Source organism: Hydrogenophaga sp. H7 (genome assembly GCF_002025745.1).
Taxonomy (GTDB): domain Bacteria; phylum Pseudomonadota; class Gammaproteobacteria; order Burkholderiales; family Burkholderiaceae_C; genus Hydrogenophaga; species Hydrogenophaga pseudoflava.
In genome coordinates this window covers 210,668-229,046 of the sequence record NZ_MCIC01000012.1, presented here as the reverse complement: position 1 = coordinate 229,046, position 18,379 = coordinate 210,668, and the positions used below count along the sequence as shown (strand labels likewise).

Sequence of the window (18,379 nt, the reverse complement as noted above, 5' to 3'; positions counted from 1 at the left end):
TTTCGGCCTCATGGGAGTGGTTCAGTCCTGTGTTGTTCCAGATCAAGGGCGCCACTGTTGGTTCGCGCTGCAATGAAAGCGTTGAGTTGCTTGGGCTGGTTGAATTTGATGAAAAACTCGGCAATCACGCCCAGCGAAATCATCTGAAGCGAGATCAGGGTGGTCAGGACCCCGAAGGTCAGTAGCGGCCGGCCACCAATGGGTCCTAGCCCCAGAAGCCAAATGACAAACAGGTAGCCCAGCACGCTGAACCCCATCAATCCGATCAACAGTCCGAACCCGCCAAAAAGGTGCCCGGGTTTGTGCAACCAGCGCGTGGTGGCCAGAACCGTGAGCAGATCCAGCATGCCTCGCGTGTAGCGCTCCCAGCCGTACTTGGATGCGCCGTGCACGCGCGGGTGGTGTTCGACTGCAACTTCTCCGATTCGGAAACCCAGGTCGTGCGCGAGGACGGGAACATATCGGTGCAGTTCTCCATACAGCACGATGTTGTCAATCACTTCCCGTCTGTAGCATTTGAAGCCGCAATTGAAGTCGTGCAGGTCAATTCCCGTCAGGCGAGCCGTGACGAAATTGAAAAGCCGGGAAGGGGCGGTTTTCACGATTGGGTCGTTACGGATTCTTTTCCATCCCGATACCAAATCAAAACCCTTTTCCATCATGTTGATGAAGTTTGGAATTTCCTTGGGATCGTCCTGCAGATCGGCATCCATTGTGAAAATCAGATTGCCCTTGCATTCGTTGAAGCCGGCTGAAAGTGCCGCCGCCTTGCCACGGTTGCGCCGCAAACGGATACCTCGAACATGGTTCTCTCTGGTGTGAGACAACTCTTCAATAATTTCCCAGCTGCGATCAGTGCTGCCATCGTCAACAAAAATGATTTCGTGCGACACGATCCTGTCCATTCCGGCGATCGTGGCATTGATCTCGTCGGTGAGTTGTCGCAGCGAGGCCTCTTCGTTCAGGGTGGGTATGACAATGCTGATGATCATGGGGTTCCCGCGCTTGTGGCTGATCGACGTGTGAACATCAGGTTGTGTAGCCCCAGGCCGAGTTTTCGATCATCTTGGCTAATACCTTGTGCTAGCGGCGTTGTGGGGTTGCGCATTCTGAATCCGATGGACACTGCATTCCGTTTCACCAGTTGGCCCACTGGAACTTGAAGGGTGATCGGGCCAGGGGAGGAGAAGGTGTGGTCGTATTGCTTTTCACCATTCAGGAATACCTCGATGCTTTGGCGGGGTTGGTTCCTGGCAAGAAAGGCCGTGGCTGTGATCTGGATTTCGGTGCCATCTGGGAGGTTGTCTGGCAGCGGGATGAGCAGCTCGGCGTATTCCCCGTCGGTCCACTGTCCCCATTCTTCCATGTAGCTCCAGTGGAATCGCGGGATGATGCCATGCTGATTGAACTCGTGAATGCTGATGATCCGGTCGAAGGGAATGGGAACGGGGGCAGAGTCGGTTGTCAGTTCGAACGAGGCATAGGCCGGTTTCTCCGCAGTGGCGACGCTCTGCAGTTCGATCGAGAAAGCCCCCCATCGTTTGGTCTTCTTATCCAGGAGATCAAAAGCTTCATGCTGAAAAAACGATTGATCGAGAGGCAAATCCAGCACTTTTTGGGGTGAAATTGAACCGGTCCAGATAGGGGTGCCACCATTTTTGATGTCGACCCGGGCATGGACCGATGAGTGAATGTAGAGTGCGGGCAGGGCCTGGTCTGCATTGTGTTGATAAAGGGTCAATTGGCGCACGATTTTTCCGTCGACATATTTATCGAGCCAAGTTGCATCTTTTGAGAACAGGCTGGCCTCGGCCGTTGTGTTGTCGACCCTGAAATGCGAGGTGAAGATTGGTATCCAAGGAAGTAAACGGTCCTCGAGCGGGAACAGTGTGGCGGGGGTGTTCAGCAGAAATGTCGTGGGATTTTGAACAAGTTTCCCAGAAGGAGGCAAAGTCCCATGTTGGAAAACCAGGCTGGCAAGCACGGCAGAGACACCGAGCAATTGACTCGGGACCAGTCTCCCGGCCGGTGGCGTTGACTTAATCAACGGGAGCAGCGCGAGCATCAGCAATGGCAGTGCCTGCATCAGGTACCTGGAGCCATAACTTGCACCACCACCAAAGCCGTTGCTCGGGAAGGCGAGGGCATAGAGCAACAGGTACGCAAACAGCCCGATGCAGATCAGCAGTGCGTTGATGTTGCGGCGGGTGAGGGCCGTGAACAGAAAAACCAACGCCACCGGAAAGTAGAGCAGCATGCCCGTTTGACGCCCGAAGATAAACTCGAAGACGATTGTCGGAACCAGTGCCAGGTTACCGGTCATCGCTCGGAGCAAAAAACTGGTGTCGAAGATGTGCCCGAATCCCCCAGTCTTCGGCGAGGTCCATCCTGCTTCCAGTGGAAACGGTGGTTCGCCCACATAAAATCTGATTCCCTGATAAGCCAAAAGATTGCCATCCTGGCTCAGGTTGACTAAGGTGGGAATCAGCCAGCCGGCCAACAACCCGAAGACGATCCAGCCGTAGGTTCTGAATTTGGGGCCAGGCACGCACAACAGCAGGAAGGGGAGGGCGACTACAAACGTCGGCTTCTCTGCCAAGGCCATCCCCAGCAGAAGACCAGCTGCCCACCAGCCCGATGAGCGGTTTTGCGTCAACGCCAGGTAACCACCGGTGTACAGCAGCAAGGCGATGAACAGGTCTGGGTGCACAACCATGGTCCACGCCATGAACGGGCCCATTAGAAACAAGGCAGCCGTCATCAGGTGACTTAGTGTGTATCCGTAGATCCTCCGGGCAATCTGATGGGTGAGCGCTGCCATGATGGCGATAGCCATCAGGTTGAAGATGATGAACCCGGTGGTGCCAAACGCGCCATAGAATGGAGCGTTGAACACAGCGTACAGCGCTGGTTTGGCGAAATAGATTGCTCCGTCGGAGCTTTGCTTCAAAAACATGCCCCGCGGCCCTCGCGCGGCAGGGAACTGAGCGTTGAACCGTTCAAGGTCCTCAAGGGTGTACCGCAGATCGTGGTCGTGCCACAGGCTCATGGTTGCCATGAGATGGGATGACTGGTCGCTGAAAGGTACCCACTCAGTGTCGGGCGTTCTTCCTTTCAGCGCTGCTGTCAGGATCAGCAGCGCAAGAAGCGCCCAGATCAGTCCCCACGCCCTGCGTGTCCAGCCAGGGCTTTGAGCCTCAGTAAGAGAGGGTGTGAGCATTCGGCGCACCCATCATTTCCAGCAAAGTGTCTCGCAGGGTGTACGTCTTCAGGGGGCCAGTGCAGGCCAAGAGCTTGTCTGGGCTTCCGCAGAGGCGGTGCACCTCGTTGGCCCGAACGAAAGCAGGATTGACCGTGACCGCCATCTGGTGTCCTGTGAGTTGCTCCAGCCGATTCATCACACCTTGCAGGCTGTGGGTTTGTCCCGAGCAGATGTTGTAGGTCTCTCCGGGCTGTCCTTTTTCCAGCAACGCCATGTAGGCGTCGCAGACCATGCGCACGTCGTTGAACTCCCGTTCCACATGCAGGTTGCCCAACTCGACGCCGGGCGCCCGGCGGACGAAATGGCTCACCAGCTTGGGAATCAGGAAGCTGGCCGACTGACCCGGTCCGGTGTAGTTGAAGGGCCGCGCGATGACCACAGACAGGCGGTCGGTGTACGTGAGCGCCATGTGTTCCATGGCCAGCTTGCTGGCGGCGTAATGGTTCACCGGTACAGGCGCCTGCTCTTCGGAAATGGGCGAACGCGTGCAGTTGCCATACACATTGGCACTGCTGGCCACCAGCACCTTACAAGGTCGGTCTGCGGAGGGCAGAGCGGCCAGCGCGGCCAGCAAATGGGTGCTGCCCACCGTGTTGACGGCGTAGAACTCGGTGTCGTTGGCGTGGCCCACAAAGCTGATGGCGGCCAGGTGCACCACGGCGTCGACCGGGCCAGCGGCTTGCACTGCCTGCTGCACGGCGGCAGCGTCTGTCAGGTCGGTGGTCAAGGGCTCCACCACATGGCCTGCCTGAGTGGCCTGCTCTTGAAAATGGCGCCCGGTAAAGCCTGAGGCGCCTGTCAGCAGGATGCGCATCAGAACGAAAAGCCTTGTTCGTTGCGACGCAGGTCGGCCTCGACCATCATCTGGCACAACTGCTCGAGGGTGGTTTGAGGCTCCCAGCCCAGCGTAGCCTTCGCGTGTGCGGGATTACCGATCAGCAACTCCACTTCGGCTGGGCGGTAGAACTTGGGGTTAATGCGCATCACGGTCTTGCCCGTGGCGGTGTCGATGGCGGTTTCGTCCTGGGCCGTACCACGGAAATCGACTTCGATGCCGGCGCCCTTGAACGCCATGCGGACAAAATCCCGAACCGTTTCGGTGCGGTTGGTCGCGAGCACAAAAGTGTCGGGCTCATCGGCCTGCAGCATCAGCCACATCCCCTCCACATACTCCCTGGCGAAACCCCAGTCTCGCTTGGCATCCAGGTTACCCAGCTCCAGGCAGTCAAGCTGTCCGAGCTTGATCTTGGCCACTGCATCGGTGATCTTGCGGGTGACGAATTCGCGGCCGCGAAGCGGGCTTTCGTGGTTGAACAGGATGCCGCTGCTGCCGAAGATGTCGTAGCTCTCGCGGTAGTTGATGGTCATCCAGTGCGCATAGAGCTTGGCCACACCGTAGGGGCTGCGTGGGTAGAACGGCGTGCTCTCGATCTGCGGAATGGCCTGCACCTTGCCGAACATCTCCGAGGTGCTGGCCTGGTAGAAGCGGATCTTGCGGTTGACCAGGCGGATAGCTTCTAGCAGGTTGACGGCTCCGAGGCCGGTGATCTGGGCCGTGGTGGTGGGCTGATCGAAGCTCACGCCGACGAAGCTCTGCGCAGCGAGGTTGTAGATCTCGTCGGGCTGGACCTTTTGCACCAGCGCGATGCTGGCGCCCAGGTCGGTCAGGTCGTACTCGACCAGGTGCAGGTTGGGGTGGTTCTGGATGCCGAGTTCCTCGATGCGCCAGAAGTTGACGGAACTGGTGCGGCGGTAGGTGCCATAAACGGCGTAGCCCTTGTTCAGCAGCAACTCTGCGAGGTAGGCGCCGTCCTGGCCGGTGATGCCGGTAATAATGGCGGTCTTCATTCTGAGATGGAATTAACTTTTGACTGACGGGTGCTATTTGCTATTAATTGCATCGGATATCCATGCGGGCATCGGAACTCTAATATTTTCGAATCCTTTTATTAAGTGTTTCGTAAATCCTGGGGTGTTTATGAAGTGCTGTTCTATTGCAAATAGTTGTTGATATTTTTGGGGGTGCTTTTTGTAAAGTATAGCGTCCTTCTGAAAGAATTTTAGACGCTCGACGGAAGACTCTCGTTCTATACTTCTAGGCTGTGCTGGGTGAAAAATGCGCACATCTTTGGCGTACGGTATTTTCCCTAAATTCAATAGGCGCCATCCAAAGTCCGTATCTTCTCGAAAATGTGGGTGATCAAATTGCAGGTCAAAGCCGCCTAGGTATTGAAAGGCGCTTGATCGAACAAATAAATTTGCTGTCATAAAGCCTATGCCCTCAAGGCCTACGTTTGAAACGGGGCGCCAATCAGGATCACCTAAATGATCGGAGTAGATAATGCCCTCCACGCCTACAACATCAGTATCGCAAAAATAATTTCGAGCATTGGCTAGCCAGTCAGCTTCAGGAAGACAATCATCATCCACGAAAGCTAGAATGGAGCCTTGAGCGAGCATAGCTCCAGTATTTCGGGCTCTTACAGCTCCCTTGACGGGGCTGTGAAAATAGGTAAGAGGGAATGAATGGGGAGCTTCTGCTCCTGCCCATCGCTGGGCACTTTGATCCACCAAAACGACCTCAAAATCTCGTTCTACCTGCTGTTCTATGCATGAGATTAATGCATCCAGCTGACTATGTCGTTCGTATGTCGGAACAACTATTGAAAAGAGGGGGCTCGACTGCCCTGCCAATCGTCGACGAGAGTCGATGAAGCAGCCCAACTGCGCCGATATATGTTCCCAAGAATATCCCTCCTCAACGCAGGCTCTAGCTTCTGCGCCAACGACTCGACGTAGTTGATCATCTCGTAATTTTTCGATAGCCAAAGAAAAATCTAGAGCCTCGGGTTCCGCCAAAAGCAGGCATTGTCGACCTGCAGTCTCGATGCCTCGCGCCCCAGTAACAGTTGTTACTACGGGGAGTCCTTTAGACATGAAGTCGAACATTTTAATGTTCGTTCCTGATCCTGAGAGCATCGGATTTATTGCGATATCAGCAGCATAGAACCAACGATTTTTATCATCCTCGTCGATTTGACCCGTTACGAGAACATTGCATGGCATTGACTTAATTTCATTGCCGACGCCGCCTGCAATTACAAAGGTTACGTTCGGGCACATGGGGGCTAGTCGTTCAGCAATGAAGTTGGCCGCTTCAATGTTAGGACCATACGCACTGCCAATAAATATCGCAAGAAAGCTAGTGGTATTGATTCTTAGGTGCTGGCGAGCCTCTTGGCGCTTTTCGGGAGAGGCAATCGGGTCGCGATATGCCATTACACCATTTGGCACTATTCTCATTTTTTCTATGGGAAATCCATAGATGCGATTAAAGCGTAGTAAATCCTCGTGTGAGCATGTCAAAATCCAGTCTGAATGCCATCCTAATTCATTTTCATCTTCTACAACCTGACGCAATAAATCTGCTTCGTGATGATTGTTCTCGTTAAGCAATTGCGCACGAAGGTAGCCCTCTACATTTTGCGAGTCATAAATTAAAATTTGATCCGGCCGTAGCTGATCTTTCACCAAAGGGTATGTCCATGGGTGAGAAAAAATAACTACTTGAGACTTTTTCAGTTCTTCACTACTGGCACTTAGATAGTCCGGTGATAAGTAAGCTTGCTGGCTGAATGCAAGATCAATGACCACCTTGCCGTCAGCCTTTGAGGAAAGGACTCGGGCAGCTTCATGATGGGCTTCGCTCAGAGGTACATCAATCTCTTTTAGATTGCTACTGAGCATGTGCGACCGGTAGCTTTCGCCGGGCCAATCATACGTGCCAACATAAGTGCAACTTAAATCGCTCCCTAAGTTGTGATATAGCCCGAGCAGCCGTTGACGTCCGCCGCCTATGGGTGGATCAATCGGTTGCATATCCAATACGCAAACGTTAGTCTTTTCAAATGAGCGAAAATTGTCGGGCTGGAGACCTGCTTTTGCCAGTTGATATGCAACTTTGGCCCACGACATATCTGCAACTAATTCAAGTCCAGACTTTCCCATTAAACGCGCTTTATCTCTATGGTTCCAGAGCCATTCAAGGCCTTCACGCACTTTGTGAACTGACGGTTCAACCACTAGGCCGGTTTCGAACGGCGATACGAATCTGCACGGTTCCCCTGAATCAGTGCACGTGAGTACAGGTTTTCCGCTTGCAAATGCTTCTAAAGTTACGTACCCATAGTCTTCCCGTAAAGGTGTAAAGGGAACGGCGAGGCAATCGGAATAAAGCTGTACGAGCCTTTCGTCGTCAATCCGACCTACGAACTGTATCCGATTGTCGTTGCTGGCAATTGCTCTTAATTCTTTTTCCGCTTCGCCAGTACCAGCTATAACTAATTTTAATGGTAAATCCGATTTACGGATCGCATTTATGACTAGATCAATTCTTTTCCAGGAGTGTAGTCGTCCTGGCAGGAAAAAGTAGTCGCCATACTCTCCAGTTTTGAAATTGTTGAAGCCAAGTGGTGGATGAATTACCTCGCACTTCAAGCCGCGCCAGCGATACAGGCGGTTGGCAACTTCATGTCCAATGCTGTAGCGAGCCTTAATTCTTGAAATTGCTTCGTAGTCAATTTTATGAAGGATTGATCTCTGACTTAAAATCAAGCTGTCCTTTGATTTGAAGGCTTGATCGAACATGTCATCAAAAACACGAACTGTGTGTACAAGATAGAGTACATGGTTAGGATGCGAGACTGCATAAGTTGGGACCTTGGTCGATACAACAAGATCATAGTCTTTTAGGTCTAACTTCGCGCACTCTTCGTAGTTTTTGATAATTGTTTCGAAGTTGGGTTCTTCTGCATTTACTCCGATAAAGTCTGCTTGACAGCCGATGTCAAGAAACCCGCTAAGCAATCCATCGTAAAACCGTTCTGCCCCTCCTGTTAATCCATTGGATGCTTTTGTGCCTAAAATTGCAACCTTCAGACCCTTGGTGTTGATTTTCGAACAGGTGTTATCAAATATGGTCATTTGGATGTCCTTCTTTGATCATTCAGTTCGGCGTAAATCTTAATTAATATTTCGTCTGCACTTCGCTTGCGACTGGCGCTAAGCGTTTCTTTGTAGGTCGAAATGTTATTTTCTGGGCTGGGGGATGGTGCATTCTTTTGCTGGGTATGATTTTGGGCTGTGTGGGGGTATCGCCTATGGATCGCTAATAACTTATTTCCTAAGTATGGAAATGAAGTTATTATTGTTAATATGGTAGCTTTTAGCTTGGGTTGATTGGCGATCCAGTTCCTTAGCTTTAATAGAAACTGTCTTGCGGTTCTGCGTGGCCTGCTTCCGGGTTTTAAAGTCGCCCAAGCTATCAAACCTGTGGTTAACCACCTAATTTTTTTTGATACTTGTCGAAATGGCCCTGTGATTCTCCAAGATGTGCTGTTGAGCAGGTCATTCATGCGCTGCTCGGTGGCGGCGGTCAGGTGCTGGTAGTGCTGCAGCGTGGCTTCGAAGGTGGTGATCAGCTCGCGGGTAAGACGAGCGTCTGCAAATGCCTGCTGCGCGACGCTGGAGGCCGCCTCGGCGGAGGAGAGGGCCTGCTGCGCGACGCTGGAGGCCGCCTCGGCGGAGGAGAGGGCCCGTTGCGCGAGGCTTCGGGACGCATCTATTTGCTGGACACGACTGGCGTCATACCGCGTGGCCAACGTGTGTAGAGTCAGACCATGGTCGGTGGCAAAGGCTTGATCAAACTGGGCCAAGATGTGTGCTTTGGCTCGCTTTTGAGCCACGACGGCGTAGTCAGGGCTCGGGCCGCCCAGCACATCCTCTAGATTTGGCGAATGGGCAGTGTCCAGCCGTGGGTCTTGCTGCAGCCTGAGGATCTTGGTGCGGGCAAAGCCATAGTGCTCAGGCAGAAATGCCAGCAACATGGGCGGGATGGGGCGCTGGTGCGTCGGATCGTAGAAAAACGTGTGTGCGCCCACCTGAAGGTTCTCAGGGTTGGGTGTCTCCATGATGAGCAGACCACCAGGCACCAGCACGCGAAGGGCCTGTTGGACGAGTTGCTGTAGCGCTTCAAACGGGATGTGCTCCACCATGTGGAATGCAGAGATGACACCAACGCTGGCATCGGGCAGGCTCTCCAGATAACCAATGGCGTCAGCCTTGTGGGCATTCAGGTGCAATTGCTCGCATGCCTTGAGCATGCCTTCGTCCAGGTCCACGCCTGTGGCATCAAAGCCTTCACGGTCCAGCAGTTCGAGCCATTCACCACGGCCGCAGCCCAGGTCCAAGGCGTTGGGTTGTCCGCTGACCTCTTTGATTGGGCGAACGAAGGGCAGATAAACGTCCAGACGCGACAAGATCAATTCGCGCGAGCCGCGGAACTTGTCTTCGAAGGCCCTGTAAAAATCAGCACTCATGGCAGAACTTCAATCGAAGGGGAAAGCCAGTTGGAGCCAATAAATTCCGGCTTGCTGGTGTTGATGACATTGAAGACCAAGGCCAGGTCTTTCCATTCGTAATTCTTGCTGACGTGTGTGTCTTTGGTATGCAGCGCCGTGGATACCGAATAGGTGCCGGGCCCCAGGTTGGCCTGAAACTTGAAGCTCAGTGTGGTGTCGACATTGGCGCTCAGGTTATGCAACACCTGTTTCAGATGAAAGGTGTTGGTACCAAACACCACCTGGCCCAAGCGGTCCTTGATCATGAAACCGGTGACCAGTTCAGGGACGGCATCGGTTGTCCGGACAACCAGCCGCAGTTCGACGGCTTGGCCGACGCTGACTACCTCTATGGAATTGTCTTCTTCATTCAGCAAATCAATGCGTTTGATGATGGCTTCGCCACTGCCTGAGATGGTTTGCGTCTTGCCGCTCTCGGTGGCTATCTGCTTGACAGTGCCTGACTCCTTGTCGGCAATCAGCGCGTTATAGGCGTCCATGACCGCCTCGGGTTCCCCCTCCAGTGCCACTTTGCCAGCGTTGAGCAGGATGGCGCGGTCACACACCGCTTGAATCGCAGCTTTGTCGTGGCTGACGATGAGCAGGGTGGTGCCTTGCTCCCGAAACTTCCGGATGCGGTCAAAGCTTTTGTGGACAAAGTAGGCATCGCCCACCGACAGGGCTTCGTCCACGATCAGGATGTCGGGCCGTATGGCGGTGGCCACGCTGAAGGCCAGGCGCATCTGCATGCCGCTGCTGTACACGCGCACTGGTTCGTCAATGTAGTCGCCGATTTCGGCAAAGGCCTCGATGTCGGGCATCAGGCGGTGGATTTCTTCCACCGTGTAGCCCAGCAATTGCCCCGCCATGACGGCGTTCTGACGTCCGGTGAAGTCGGGGTGGAAGCCCATGCCCAGTTCCAGCATGGCGGCCACGCGCCCGGTCATCTGGACCGACCCAGTGGTGGGCCGCGTGGTGCCCGTGATCATCTTGAGCAGGGTACTCTTGCCGGCGCCGTTGATGCCGATGATGCCGACCGCCTCGCCGGGGTTCACGGTGAAGCTGATGTCCTGCAGCACCCATTTGAGGGTGTGCCGTTTGGGGTAGAAGGGCAGCAGCCATTCGGCCAGTCGCGCGCGGCGCGACTTGTATTGCTTGTAGGCCTTGCCCAAGTGGGAAACGGAGATCGTGCCCATGTCGTGTCCTGTCAGCAACGTCTCAAAGTTCGTCCACCATTTCGCCGGCCCTCCGGCGGAACAGATACAGCCCGTAGGCGCACAGCAGCACCGACAACACCGCCACCGGCCATAGGCTGTACCAGTTGGGCCAGCGGCCATATACCAGTACCTCGTGGTAGGCCGTGATCAGCCGGAACATGGGGTTCCAGCGCATGTAGGCCTGACCTTCCGCAGGCAGGATGGACAGCGGGTAGACGACGGGTGTGAGCCAGAACCAGAAGGTCAGGAAGATGCCGAAGAACTGCCCGACATCGCGAAAGAAGACGTTGAGCATGCCCAGCGTGATACCCAGGCCGATTGCAAAGGCCACTTGCAGCGCCAGCAGCGGCACCATGGCAGCGAAGGCCAGGCCCGGAAAGTTGCCGCTGATGACCAGGAAGATCACGAACAGGCCGAACACGATGGCGAAGTTCAGCAGTGCGTTGCTGACCACGATGACGGGCAAGCACAGCCGTGGAAAGCTGAGCTTCTTGAGCAGGTTGGCGTTGGCTACGAACATGTTGGTGGCGCTGTTGGCGATCTCTGCGAACAGTCCCCAGGTCAGCAGGCCCGCGCACAGGTAGATGCTGAATGCGTAGGCCCCCTCCACCTGGGGCAGGCGTGCCTTCATCACCTCAGAAAAGATGACCGTGTACACCACGATCATGGACAGCGGATTCAGTATGTTCCAAGCCGCACCAAGAACGGAATTGCGGTACTTGGACTGGAACTCGCGCTTGACGCTGCCGAGGATGAAGCCGCGGTAGGCCCAAAGGGCTCGGAACACCTGCATCACGTCCTGCCGTACACGTCGGCCAGGCGAACGATGTCATCTTCGCCGAGATAGCTACCGCACTGTACTTCGATCAACACCAACTCCCCTTCGCCGATGTTGGTCAGGCGGTGGCGCTCCTTCAGAGGGATGAACCGATACTCGCCTGCACGGGTGGCGAACTCGGCTTCTCCGATCTGGACAAGGGCATCCCCCTGCACGACGACCCAGTGTTCGGCGCGTTTGTGGTGGTACTGGAGGCTCAGGCTCTGGCCGGGCCGAACCGTGATGCGTTTGACTTTGTAGCCGTCCTCTTCCTTGAGGGTGGCGTAGGTGCCCCACGGACGCTGCACTGCGGCGGGCAGCGTGGTGGTCTGGTGCGCGGCGTTGTCAGGGTGCCGTTCCTTGAGCATCTCTACCACGCGCTTGACGTTCTGAGCCTGTTCTTTGCTGGCCACCAGCAGGGCGTCGGGTGTGTCCACCACTACCAGGTCCTTGACGCCGACGGTGGCGATCACCTTGTGCCCGTGGCTTTCCACATGCACGTGGGTGCCCGTGGTAGCGACCGCAGCCCAGTGGATGTCTTTGGTGATGCCAATGGTGTTGCCTGCCGCGTCCGCCGAGTGCGCCGAAGCCACCGAGGGCCATGCGCCGACGTCGCTCCAGCCAAAACGGGCTGGCACCAGCATGACGTTGTCCGCTTTCTCCATGACCGCGTAGTCGATGCTGATGTCGGGCTGAAGGCCAAAGGTGTGCGCGTCGAAGCGCGTCACCTGGGTTGCCCCGACTGCGCCGGTCGGTGGCAGTGCCGAGGTGCCGCCGCTGTCCAACACCGTTTGCGCCGTCTCCAGCACGTCCGGGGCGTGTTTTGCGAGCGCCTCCAGGATGACTTTTGCGGTGAAGCAGAACATCCCGCTGTTCCAGTAGTAGCGGCCAGTGGCCAGGTACTCCTTCGCGGTGGCGAGATCAGGTTTTTCGACAAACTGAAGCACCGGCTGCGCCTGACGTCCAACTTTGGCGACCTCAATGTAGCCAAACCCCGTTTCGGGGCCTGTGGGCTGAATGCCGAACACCACCAGATGCCCCTCGGTTGCGTGCCGGGCTGCTTCGAGGGCGTTGGCCACAAAAGACTCTGTGTCGGGAATCAGGTGGTCGGCCGGCAGCACCAGCATCACGGCGTCGTCGCCATGCAGCTTCCGGCAGGCCAGGGCCGCCAAGGCGATGGCCGGTGCCGTGTTTCGCCCCTTGGGTTCGAGCAGGTAGTGAGGATGAGGCGGGTCCGACATCTCAGCCAGCAGACCCTGGGTCAGGAACAGATGGTCCTGGTTGGTTACCACGATCAGGTGGTCGGTGCCACAGGCTTGACCTCGGCTGATGGCCTGTTCCAGCAGGGTCCGACCACCCAGCTTCATGAATGGCTTGGGGTAGGCCTGCCGCGATGCGGGCCACAGGCGGGTACCTGCTCCGCCGGAGAGCACAACGGAAACGAGTTTCATCGGTAGTCAATCATTCCTGGGGGTATCAGTCGAAAACTTCGGCGTTCTTGAGCAGCAGGGCCGCCTGATCCTTGCCTGACAGGTTGGGTGTTCCCGTGAATCCCCAGTCAATACCCAGGTCCGGATCGTTCCAGAGGATGCTGCGCTCGTGAGCGGGGGCGTAGTAGTCGGTGGTCTTGTAGAGGAACTCGGCGCTGTCGCTGAGCACGACAAAGCCGTGCGCAAAGCCCTCGGGCACCCACAGCTGGTGCTTGTTCTCGGCCGTCAGGTGAGCGCCCACCCATTTGCCGAACGTGGGTGAGGAGCGACGGATGTCGACCGCGACGTCGAACACCTCGCCCTGGACCACGCGCACCAGCTTGCCCTGGGCCTGCTGCACCTGGTAATGCAGCCCGCGCAGCACGCCCTTGATGGACTTGGAGTGGTTGTCCTGCACGAAGCGCACGGGGCGCCCCACCGCTTCTTCAAAGCGGGCGTGGTTGAAGCTCTCGAAGAAGAAGCCGCGTTCGTCGCCGAACACCTTGGGTTCGAACAGGATGACTTCGGGGATGGACTGTGGGGTCGCTTTCATGGGCTCAGCGCAGCTCGTCTTTGATGATCTGTTGCAGGTACTGGCCGTAGCCGTTTTTGGCCAGCGGCTTGATCAGGCGCTGCACCTGCTCGACATCGATCCACTTGCTGCGGTAGGCGATTTCTTCGGGGCAGGCCACCTTCAGCCCCTGGCGCTTCTCCAGGGTGGCGATGAACTGGCCGGCTTCGAGCAGGCTGTCGTGGGTGCCGGTGTCCAGCCAGGCGTAGCCGCGGCCCATCACTTCGACCTGCAGCGAGCCGGCTTCCAGGTACAGGCGGTTGAGATCGGTGATCTCCAGCTCGCCGCGGGCCGAGGGCTTGAGGTTCTTGGCCAGCTCCACCACCTGGTTGTCGTAGAAGTAGAGGCCCGTGACCGCGTAGTTGCTCTTGGGTTTCGCCGGCTTCTCTTCCAGGCTGAGCACCTTGCCCGAGGGGTCGAACTCGGCGACGCCGTAGCGCTCGGGGTCGTGCACGTGGTAGGCGAAGACGGTGGCGCCGTCCGGACGGCGCGTGGCGTTGCCCAGCAGGGCTGCGAAGTCGTGGCCGTAGAAGATGTTGTCGCCCAGCACCAGAGAGGAGGGGGCGTTGCCGATGAACTGCTCGCCGATGATGAAGGCCTGGGCCAGGCCGTCGGGGCTGGGCTGCACGGCGTACTGCAGGTTCAGGCCCCACTGGCTGCCATCACCCAGCAGATCGGTGAAGCGAGGGGTGTCCTGCGGGGTGGAGATGACCAGGATGTCGCGGATGCCGGCGAGCATGAGGGTGCTCAGCGGGTAGTAGATCATCGGCTTGTCGTACACGGGCATGAGCTGTTTGCTCACCGCCTGCGTCACGGGGTACAGGCGCGTGCCGGAGCCGCCGGCCAGGATGATGCCTTTTCTGTTCATGGCGTTCTCAGGATCTGTTGCAGGATGTGGCCCAGGCCTTCCTGCCAGTGCGGCAGTTCAAAGCCAAAGGTGGAGCGAAACAGGGTGGTGTCCAAGCGCGAATTCGTCGGGCGTCGGGCTGCCGTGGGGTACTGGTCGGAGCCGATGGGGTGTACTTCGTTGGGAGTGACGCGCAGGGCGTGTCCCGTGCGCAGTGCGTACCCGATCACGAAGCGGGCGTAGTCGCACCAGCTGGTTTCCCCTCCGGCCGTTGCATGGTAGAGGCCGTAGGGGAAAGGCTCCGTGCCCGTACGTTGCAGCTGGCGCACCAGATGCGCGGTCACATCGGCGATCAGCGCGGCAGAGGTGGGTGCCCCGAATTGGTCGCTGACCACGCGCAACTCGTCGCGCTCGGCCGCCAGGCGGAGCATGGTTTTGGCGAAGTTGTTTCCGTGAGCTCCGACCACCCAGCTGGTGCGCAGCACGATGTGCCGCGGAGTGCTGCGCATCAAGGCCAGCTCGCCATCGCGCTTGCTGCGCCCATAGGCCCCCAGAGGGGCGGTCGGATCCGTTTCCACGTATGGCGTGGCCTTGTGGCCGTCAAAAACGTAGTCGGTGGAGTAGTGGATGACTGCGGCGCCCAGACGCGCGGCTTCCTCACCCATGACGCCGGGGGCGATGGCATTGACCGCGGTGGCGAGTTGCCCGCCGGCTTCATCTTCGGCACGATCCACCGCGGTGTACGCGGCAGGATTGACGATGAGGTCCGGGCACGAGGCCCTGATCAGGGCTCGCAGCGCCTGTTCGTCGGCCAGGTCGCAGTCGCTTGAATCCACTGCATGAACGGTGCCCAGTGGCGCCAGGGCTCTCTGCAACTCAAACCCGACCTGGCCGTTTTTGCCGGTCAGGAGAATCTTCATGCAAGCGCTCCGTACTGCTGGCCGATCCAGTTCCGGTAGTCGCCGCTTTGCACGTGCGCCACCCAGTCGGGATGGTCCAGGTACCACTGCACGGTCTTGCGGATGCCGGTGTCGAAGGTTTCCGCAGGCTTCCAGCCCAGTTCTCGGTGGATCTTGGTTGCGTCGATGGCGTAGCGGCGATCGTGGCCCGGCCGGTCTTTCACGTAGGTGATCTGAGTGGCGTAGGACTGGCCATCGGTGCGGGGACGCAGCTCGTCCAGCAGTGCGCAGACCGTCTTGACGATCTCGATGTTGGGCTTTTCGTTCCAGCCGCCCACGTTGTAGGTTTCACCCGTTGTACCGGCTTCGAGCACGCGGCGGATCGCGCTGCAGTGGTCCTTGACGAACAGCCAGTCGCGCACCTGCATGCCGTCGCCGTAGACCGGCAGCGGCTTGCCGGCCAGGGCGTTGACGATCATCAGCGGGATCAGCTTCTCGGGGAAGTGGTAGGGACCGTAGTTGTTCGAACAGTTGGTGGTCAGCACCGGCAGGCCATAGGTGTGGTGGTAGGCGCGCACCAGGTGGTCGCTGGCCGCTTTGGAGGCCGAATAGGGGCTGTTGGGCGTGTAGGGTGTGGTCTCGGTGAACGGAGCATCGTTCGGGCCGAGCGTGCCGTAGACCTCGTCGGTCGACACGTGCAGGAACCGGAAGGCCGACTTGGCTTCAACTTCGAGGGAGCCCCAGTACGCGCGCACGGACTCCAGCAGATGGAAGGTGCCGACCACATTGGTCTGGATGAAGTCCTCCGGCCCGTGGATGGAGCGGTCGACGTGGCTTTCTGCGGCGAAGTTCACCACTGCCCTGGGCTTGTGTTCGGCCAGCAGGCGGTCCACAAGGGCGCGATCGCCGATGTCACCCTGAACGAAGATGTGTCCGGGGTTGCCCTGCAGGCTGGCCAGGTTCTCGGGGTTGCCGGCATAGGTCAGCTTGTCCAGATTCACGACGGGTTCCTGGGACTGTGCGACCCAGTCGAGCACGAAGTTCGCGCCAATAAAGCCTGCGGCGCCGGTAACCAGAATCATCTTTTCTCCTGCTTGGTGTGTCGGGCGAGATCGTGGAAGTCCGTCACCCACCCATCGGGATGGAGCGGCTCTGAAGGGCTTGTGTCTTGAAAGGGTGGCTATACCTGTGGCAGGCGGCCCAGGTGCTTGCCAAAGTAGCGCGCCATGCTCGCAGCATGCCAGCGCATGTACCGGAAGTTGTGCCGGCTGGCGCGCTGGGCCTCATGCACCACCGTGACCCCCGGATCGCACATCACTTTCCAGCCCGATTTCCACAGGCGGGCGCAGATGTCCACATCCTCGTAATAGAGGTGGAATTTAGCATCAAAACCTCCCACATCCCGAAACGCCTGGGCGCGAAACAGCAGGAACATACCGGCCACCCACTCCACCGGGAGGGCATCCGAGTGGGGCGTCAAGTGGTAGCGACCATCGTTCACGCCAGCGAGTTTCTGCGCCAGGTTCCAGGGTGTGGGAAAGCGCCGCGCGTTGTCCTCAGGCTGTCCGGCCGGGCCAAGCACCAGCGGAGCCACCAGCCCCACCGTAGGGTCTTGCATTGCGGCCAGGAGGCCCGGGAACGGGTTGATCGGCAAACGGATGTCGGGATTCACTACGCAGTAGAACGCTTGTTCGCATCCCTCGAAAGCTTGGTTGTGGTTGCCCGCAAACCCCAACGGCAACGGGTTGTGGTGCGCGAGGACAGTCAAGCCGGGTGGTGGGTGCATGGGCGCGTCCGGGATGTTTTCCGTGACCACCAGTTCAGCCACTTCGGGTATTCCGGCCAGGTCCTGCAGGAACTGGTTGGCCAGTCGGGCCTGGCCGTGGCTGACCATGGACAGGCGGATGCTCACAAGCGCCTCAGCACGCGGTAGATCAGGCGCTGCAGGGGCGGAAAAGGCAGCGACAGCTGGGATGCGAGCCAGGTGGTGAGCCGTTGGCGGGCGGTCAGCTCAGCACCGAACCGGGCCAGAAAGCCTCGCGCCTGGCGGGCGTTGAGACGAAAGATCTCGCCGTGCCGGTCGTCGAACAAGCGGTGCACGATGGTCTTGAAGGCCACGGGTTTGTCTTGCGCCTTGGCGCCGATGGCATTGCTGGCGTGCTGGCGGTAGTCGATCAAGGACTGGTCCAAGTACCGGCGGCTGCCCAGGGCGCTGGCCACCAGCGACAGCCACCAGTCGTGCATGATGGCTTCGGGCGGGACCGGCAAGGCCTTCTCCAGCAAGGCTCGGTTCATCAGGCTGGTACACCCTGTCAGCGTGTTGCTCAGCAACTGGGCTGGCAGACTGCTGAGATCTGGGCGCAAGCCCTGGTACCGGGCCATTGATGGGGCGATCTCCCGGCCGTCCTCTTCGATGACGCGCAGGTCGCTGTGCACCAGCGCTGGGGCACCGGGGCGGGCTTGTTCAAGCGAGCGGATGGTGGCCAACCCGATGGCCACCTTGTCGTCGTGCCAGACGTCGTCCTGGTCGGAAAGCGCGATGTAGGCCGCGCGCCCGAACCCGGACGGCTCCAAGTCCAAGGCCAGTCGCATGAGGCACGAGAAGTTGCCACTGGCGCCCAGGTTGCCCAGGTCGTCCTCGACCACAGTGATGCGCTCGGGCCAGCGCAGTCGGAGCTCGTGCAGCAGCCCAGGTGATCCGTCGCTCGATCCATCGTCGCGGCACAGGATGTGGGTGCTCACGCCGCTCTGATTCAGGATGGATTCCACCTGTTGCGTGAGGAAGCGCTGGCCGTTGTAAACCGGCAGCAGCACCAGCACCCAGGTCGAAGCAGGGTCAGAATAGGTAGGAACGGGAGACTGGCTCATGGAGGGTGATGGGTGGATCGCCGGGGCCTGG

15 protein-coding genes are annotated in these 18,379 nt (G+C 57.9%); all 15 read right to left on the bottom strand.

Going from position 1 to position 18,379, the window contains the following annotated elements:
* Positions 1-8: 8 nt before the first annotated feature.
* Entirely contained in the window at positions 9-992 is a 984-nt protein-coding gene (locus BC358_RS07585) for a glycosyltransferase family 2 protein (protein WP_079365342.1), read from the bottom strand.
* Positions 989-3,220, bottom strand: coding sequence for a glycosyltransferase family 39 protein (locus BC358_RS07580; RefSeq protein WP_143434219.1), 2,232 nt, complete (start codon positions 3,218-3,220; stop codon positions 989-991). Before BC358_RS07580 ends, BC358_RS07585 begins: the two co-directional genes overlap by 4 nt.
* Positions 3,198-4,076 (bottom strand): GDP-mannose 4,6-dehydratase, encoded by an 879-nt coding sequence (locus BC358_RS07575; protein ID WP_079365340.1) that lies wholly within the window; start codon positions 4,074-4,076, stop codon positions 3,198-3,200. The genes BC358_RS07580 and BC358_RS07575 overlap by 23 nt, the downstream gene beginning before the upstream one ends.
* Complete coding sequence (gene gmd / locus BC358_RS07570) at positions 4,076-5,110, bottom strand: GDP-mannose 4,6-dehydratase (RefSeq protein ID WP_079365339.1); 1,035 nt, start codon at positions 5,108-5,110, stop codon at positions 4,076-4,078. Before gmd ends, BC358_RS07575 begins: the two co-directional genes overlap by 1 nt.
* A gap of 33 nt (positions 5,111-5,143) precedes the next feature.
* On the bottom strand, positions 5,144-8,245 hold the full coding sequence (locus BC358_RS21785) for a glycosyltransferase (protein ID WP_143434218.1): 3,102 nt from the start codon (positions 8,243-8,245) through the stop codon (positions 5,144-5,146).
* The gene (locus BC358_RS07555; RefSeq protein WP_079365338.1) at positions 8,242-9,639 is read right to left on the bottom strand and encodes a bifunctional 2-polyprenyl-6-hydroxyphenol methylase/3-demethylubiquinol 3-O-methyltransferase UbiG; all 1,398 of its coding nucleotides are present in this window, start codon (positions 9,637-9,639) and stop codon (positions 8,242-8,244) included. The genes BC358_RS21785 and BC358_RS07555 overlap by 4 nt, the downstream gene beginning before the upstream one ends.
* Positions 9,636-10,856, bottom strand: coding sequence for an ABC transporter ATP-binding protein (locus BC358_RS07550; protein ID WP_079365337.1), 1,221 nt, complete (start codon positions 10,854-10,856; stop codon positions 9,636-9,638). Before BC358_RS07550 ends, BC358_RS07555 begins: the two co-directional genes overlap by 4 nt.
* Positions 10,857-10,878: 22 nt before the next feature.
* Positions 10,879-11,670, bottom strand: coding sequence for an ABC transporter permease (locus tag BC358_RS07545; RefSeq protein ID WP_143434217.1), 792 nt, complete (start codon positions 11,668-11,670; stop codon positions 10,879-10,881).
* Positions 11,670-13,145 carry a mannose-1-phosphate guanylyltransferase/mannose-6-phosphate isomerase gene (locus tag BC358_RS07540; protein WP_079365335.1) on the bottom strand — a complete coding sequence of 492 codons (1,476 nt, stop codon included), beginning with the start codon at positions 13,143-13,145 and terminating at the stop codon, positions 11,670-11,672. Before BC358_RS07540 ends, BC358_RS07545 begins: the two co-directional genes overlap by 1 nt.
* A gap of 25 nt (positions 13,146-13,170) precedes the next feature.
* Positions 13,171-13,716, bottom strand: a complete 546-nt coding sequence (gene rfbC / locus BC358_RS07535; RefSeq protein WP_079365334.1) for a dTDP-4-dehydrorhamnose 3,5-epimerase — start codon at positions 13,714-13,716, stop codon at positions 13,171-13,173.
* Between the two features lie 4 nt (positions 13,717-13,720).
* Entirely contained in the window at positions 13,721-14,602 is an 882-nt protein-coding gene (rfbA, locus tag BC358_RS07530) for a glucose-1-phosphate thymidylyltransferase RfbA (RefSeq protein ID WP_079365333.1), read from the bottom strand.
* Positions 14,599-15,501: a dTDP-4-dehydrorhamnose reductase gene (gene rfbD, locus BC358_RS07525; protein ID WP_079365332.1), complete on the bottom strand. Its 903-nt coding sequence runs from the start codon at positions 15,499-15,501 to the stop codon at positions 14,599-14,601. The genes rfbA and rfbD overlap by 4 nt, the downstream gene beginning before the upstream one ends.
* Entirely contained in the window at positions 15,498-16,562 is a 1,065-nt protein-coding gene (rfbB, locus tag BC358_RS07520) for a dTDP-glucose 4,6-dehydratase (RefSeq protein WP_079365331.1), read from the bottom strand. The genes rfbD and rfbB overlap by 4 nt, the downstream gene beginning before the upstream one ends.
* 98 nt (positions 16,563-16,660) lie before the next feature.
* Entirely contained in the window at positions 16,661-17,392 is a 732-nt protein-coding gene (locus tag BC358_RS07515) for a glycosyltransferase (RefSeq protein WP_218669475.1), read from the bottom strand.
* Positions 17,389-18,348 carry a glycosyltransferase family 2 protein gene (locus tag BC358_RS07510; protein WP_079365330.1) on the bottom strand — a complete coding sequence of 320 codons (960 nt, stop codon included), beginning with the start codon at positions 18,346-18,348 and terminating at the stop codon, positions 17,389-17,391. The genes BC358_RS07515 and BC358_RS07510 overlap by 4 nt, the downstream gene beginning before the upstream one ends.
* Between the last annotated feature and the right edge of the window lie 31 nt (positions 18,349-18,379).

What these genes read in the sequence shown, in the direction of transcription:
- rfbB (WP_079365331.1), bottom strand. Translation starts at nt 16,562, where the DNA reads ATGATTCTGGTTACCGGCGCCGCAGGCTTTATTGGCGCGAACTTCGTG.
- gmd (WP_079365339.1), bottom strand. Translation starts at nt 5,110, where the DNA reads ATGAAGACCGCCATTATTACCGGCATCACCGGCCAGGACGGCGCCTAC.
- BC358_RS07510 (WP_079365330.1), bottom strand. Translation starts at nt 18,348, where the DNA reads ATGAGCCAGTCTCCCGTTCCTACCTATTCTGACCCTGCTTCGACCTGG.
- BC358_RS07540 (WP_079365335.1), bottom strand. Translation starts at nt 13,145, where the DNA reads ATGAAACTCGTTTCCGTTGTGCTCTCCGGCGGAGCAGGTACCCGCCTG.
- BC358_RS07550 (WP_079365337.1), bottom strand. Translation starts at nt 10,856, where the DNA reads ATGGGCACGATCTCCGTTTCCCACTTGGGCAAGGCCTACAAGCAATAC.
- rfbC (WP_079365334.1), bottom strand. Translation starts at nt 13,716, where the DNA reads ATGAAAGCGACCCCACAGTCCATCCCCGAAGTCATCCTGTTCGAACCC.
- BC358_RS07575 (WP_079365340.1), bottom strand. Translation starts at nt 4,076, where the DNA reads ATGCGCATCCTGCTGACAGGCGCCTCAGGCTTTACCGGGCGCCATTTT.
- BC358_RS07580 (WP_143434219.1), bottom strand. Translation starts at nt 3,220, where the DNA reads ATGCTCACACCCTCTCTTACTGAGGCTCAAAGCCCTGGCTGGACACGC.
- BC358_RS21785 (WP_143434218.1), bottom strand. Translation starts at nt 8,245, where the DNA reads ATGACCATATTTGATAACACCTGTTCGAAAATCAACACCAAGGGTCTG.
- BC358_RS07585 (WP_079365342.1), bottom strand. Translation starts at nt 992, where the DNA reads ATGATCATCAGCATTGTCATACCCACCCTGAACGAAGAGGCCTCGCTG.
- BC358_RS07555 (WP_079365338.1), bottom strand. Translation starts at nt 9,639, where the DNA reads ATGAGTGCTGATTTTTACAGGGCCTTCGAAGACAAGTTCCGCGGCTCG.
- BC358_RS07545 (WP_143434217.1), bottom strand. Translation starts at nt 11,670, where the DNA reads ATGCAGGTGTTCCGAGCCCTTTGGGCCTACCGCGGCTTCATCCTCGGC.
- rfbD (WP_079365332.1), bottom strand. Translation starts at nt 15,501, where the DNA reads ATGAAGATTCTCCTGACCGGCAAAAACGGCCAGGTCGGGTTTGAGTTG.
- rfbA (WP_079365333.1), bottom strand. Translation starts at nt 14,602, where the DNA reads ATGAACAGAAAAGGCATCATCCTGGCCGGCGGCTCCGGCACGCGCCTG.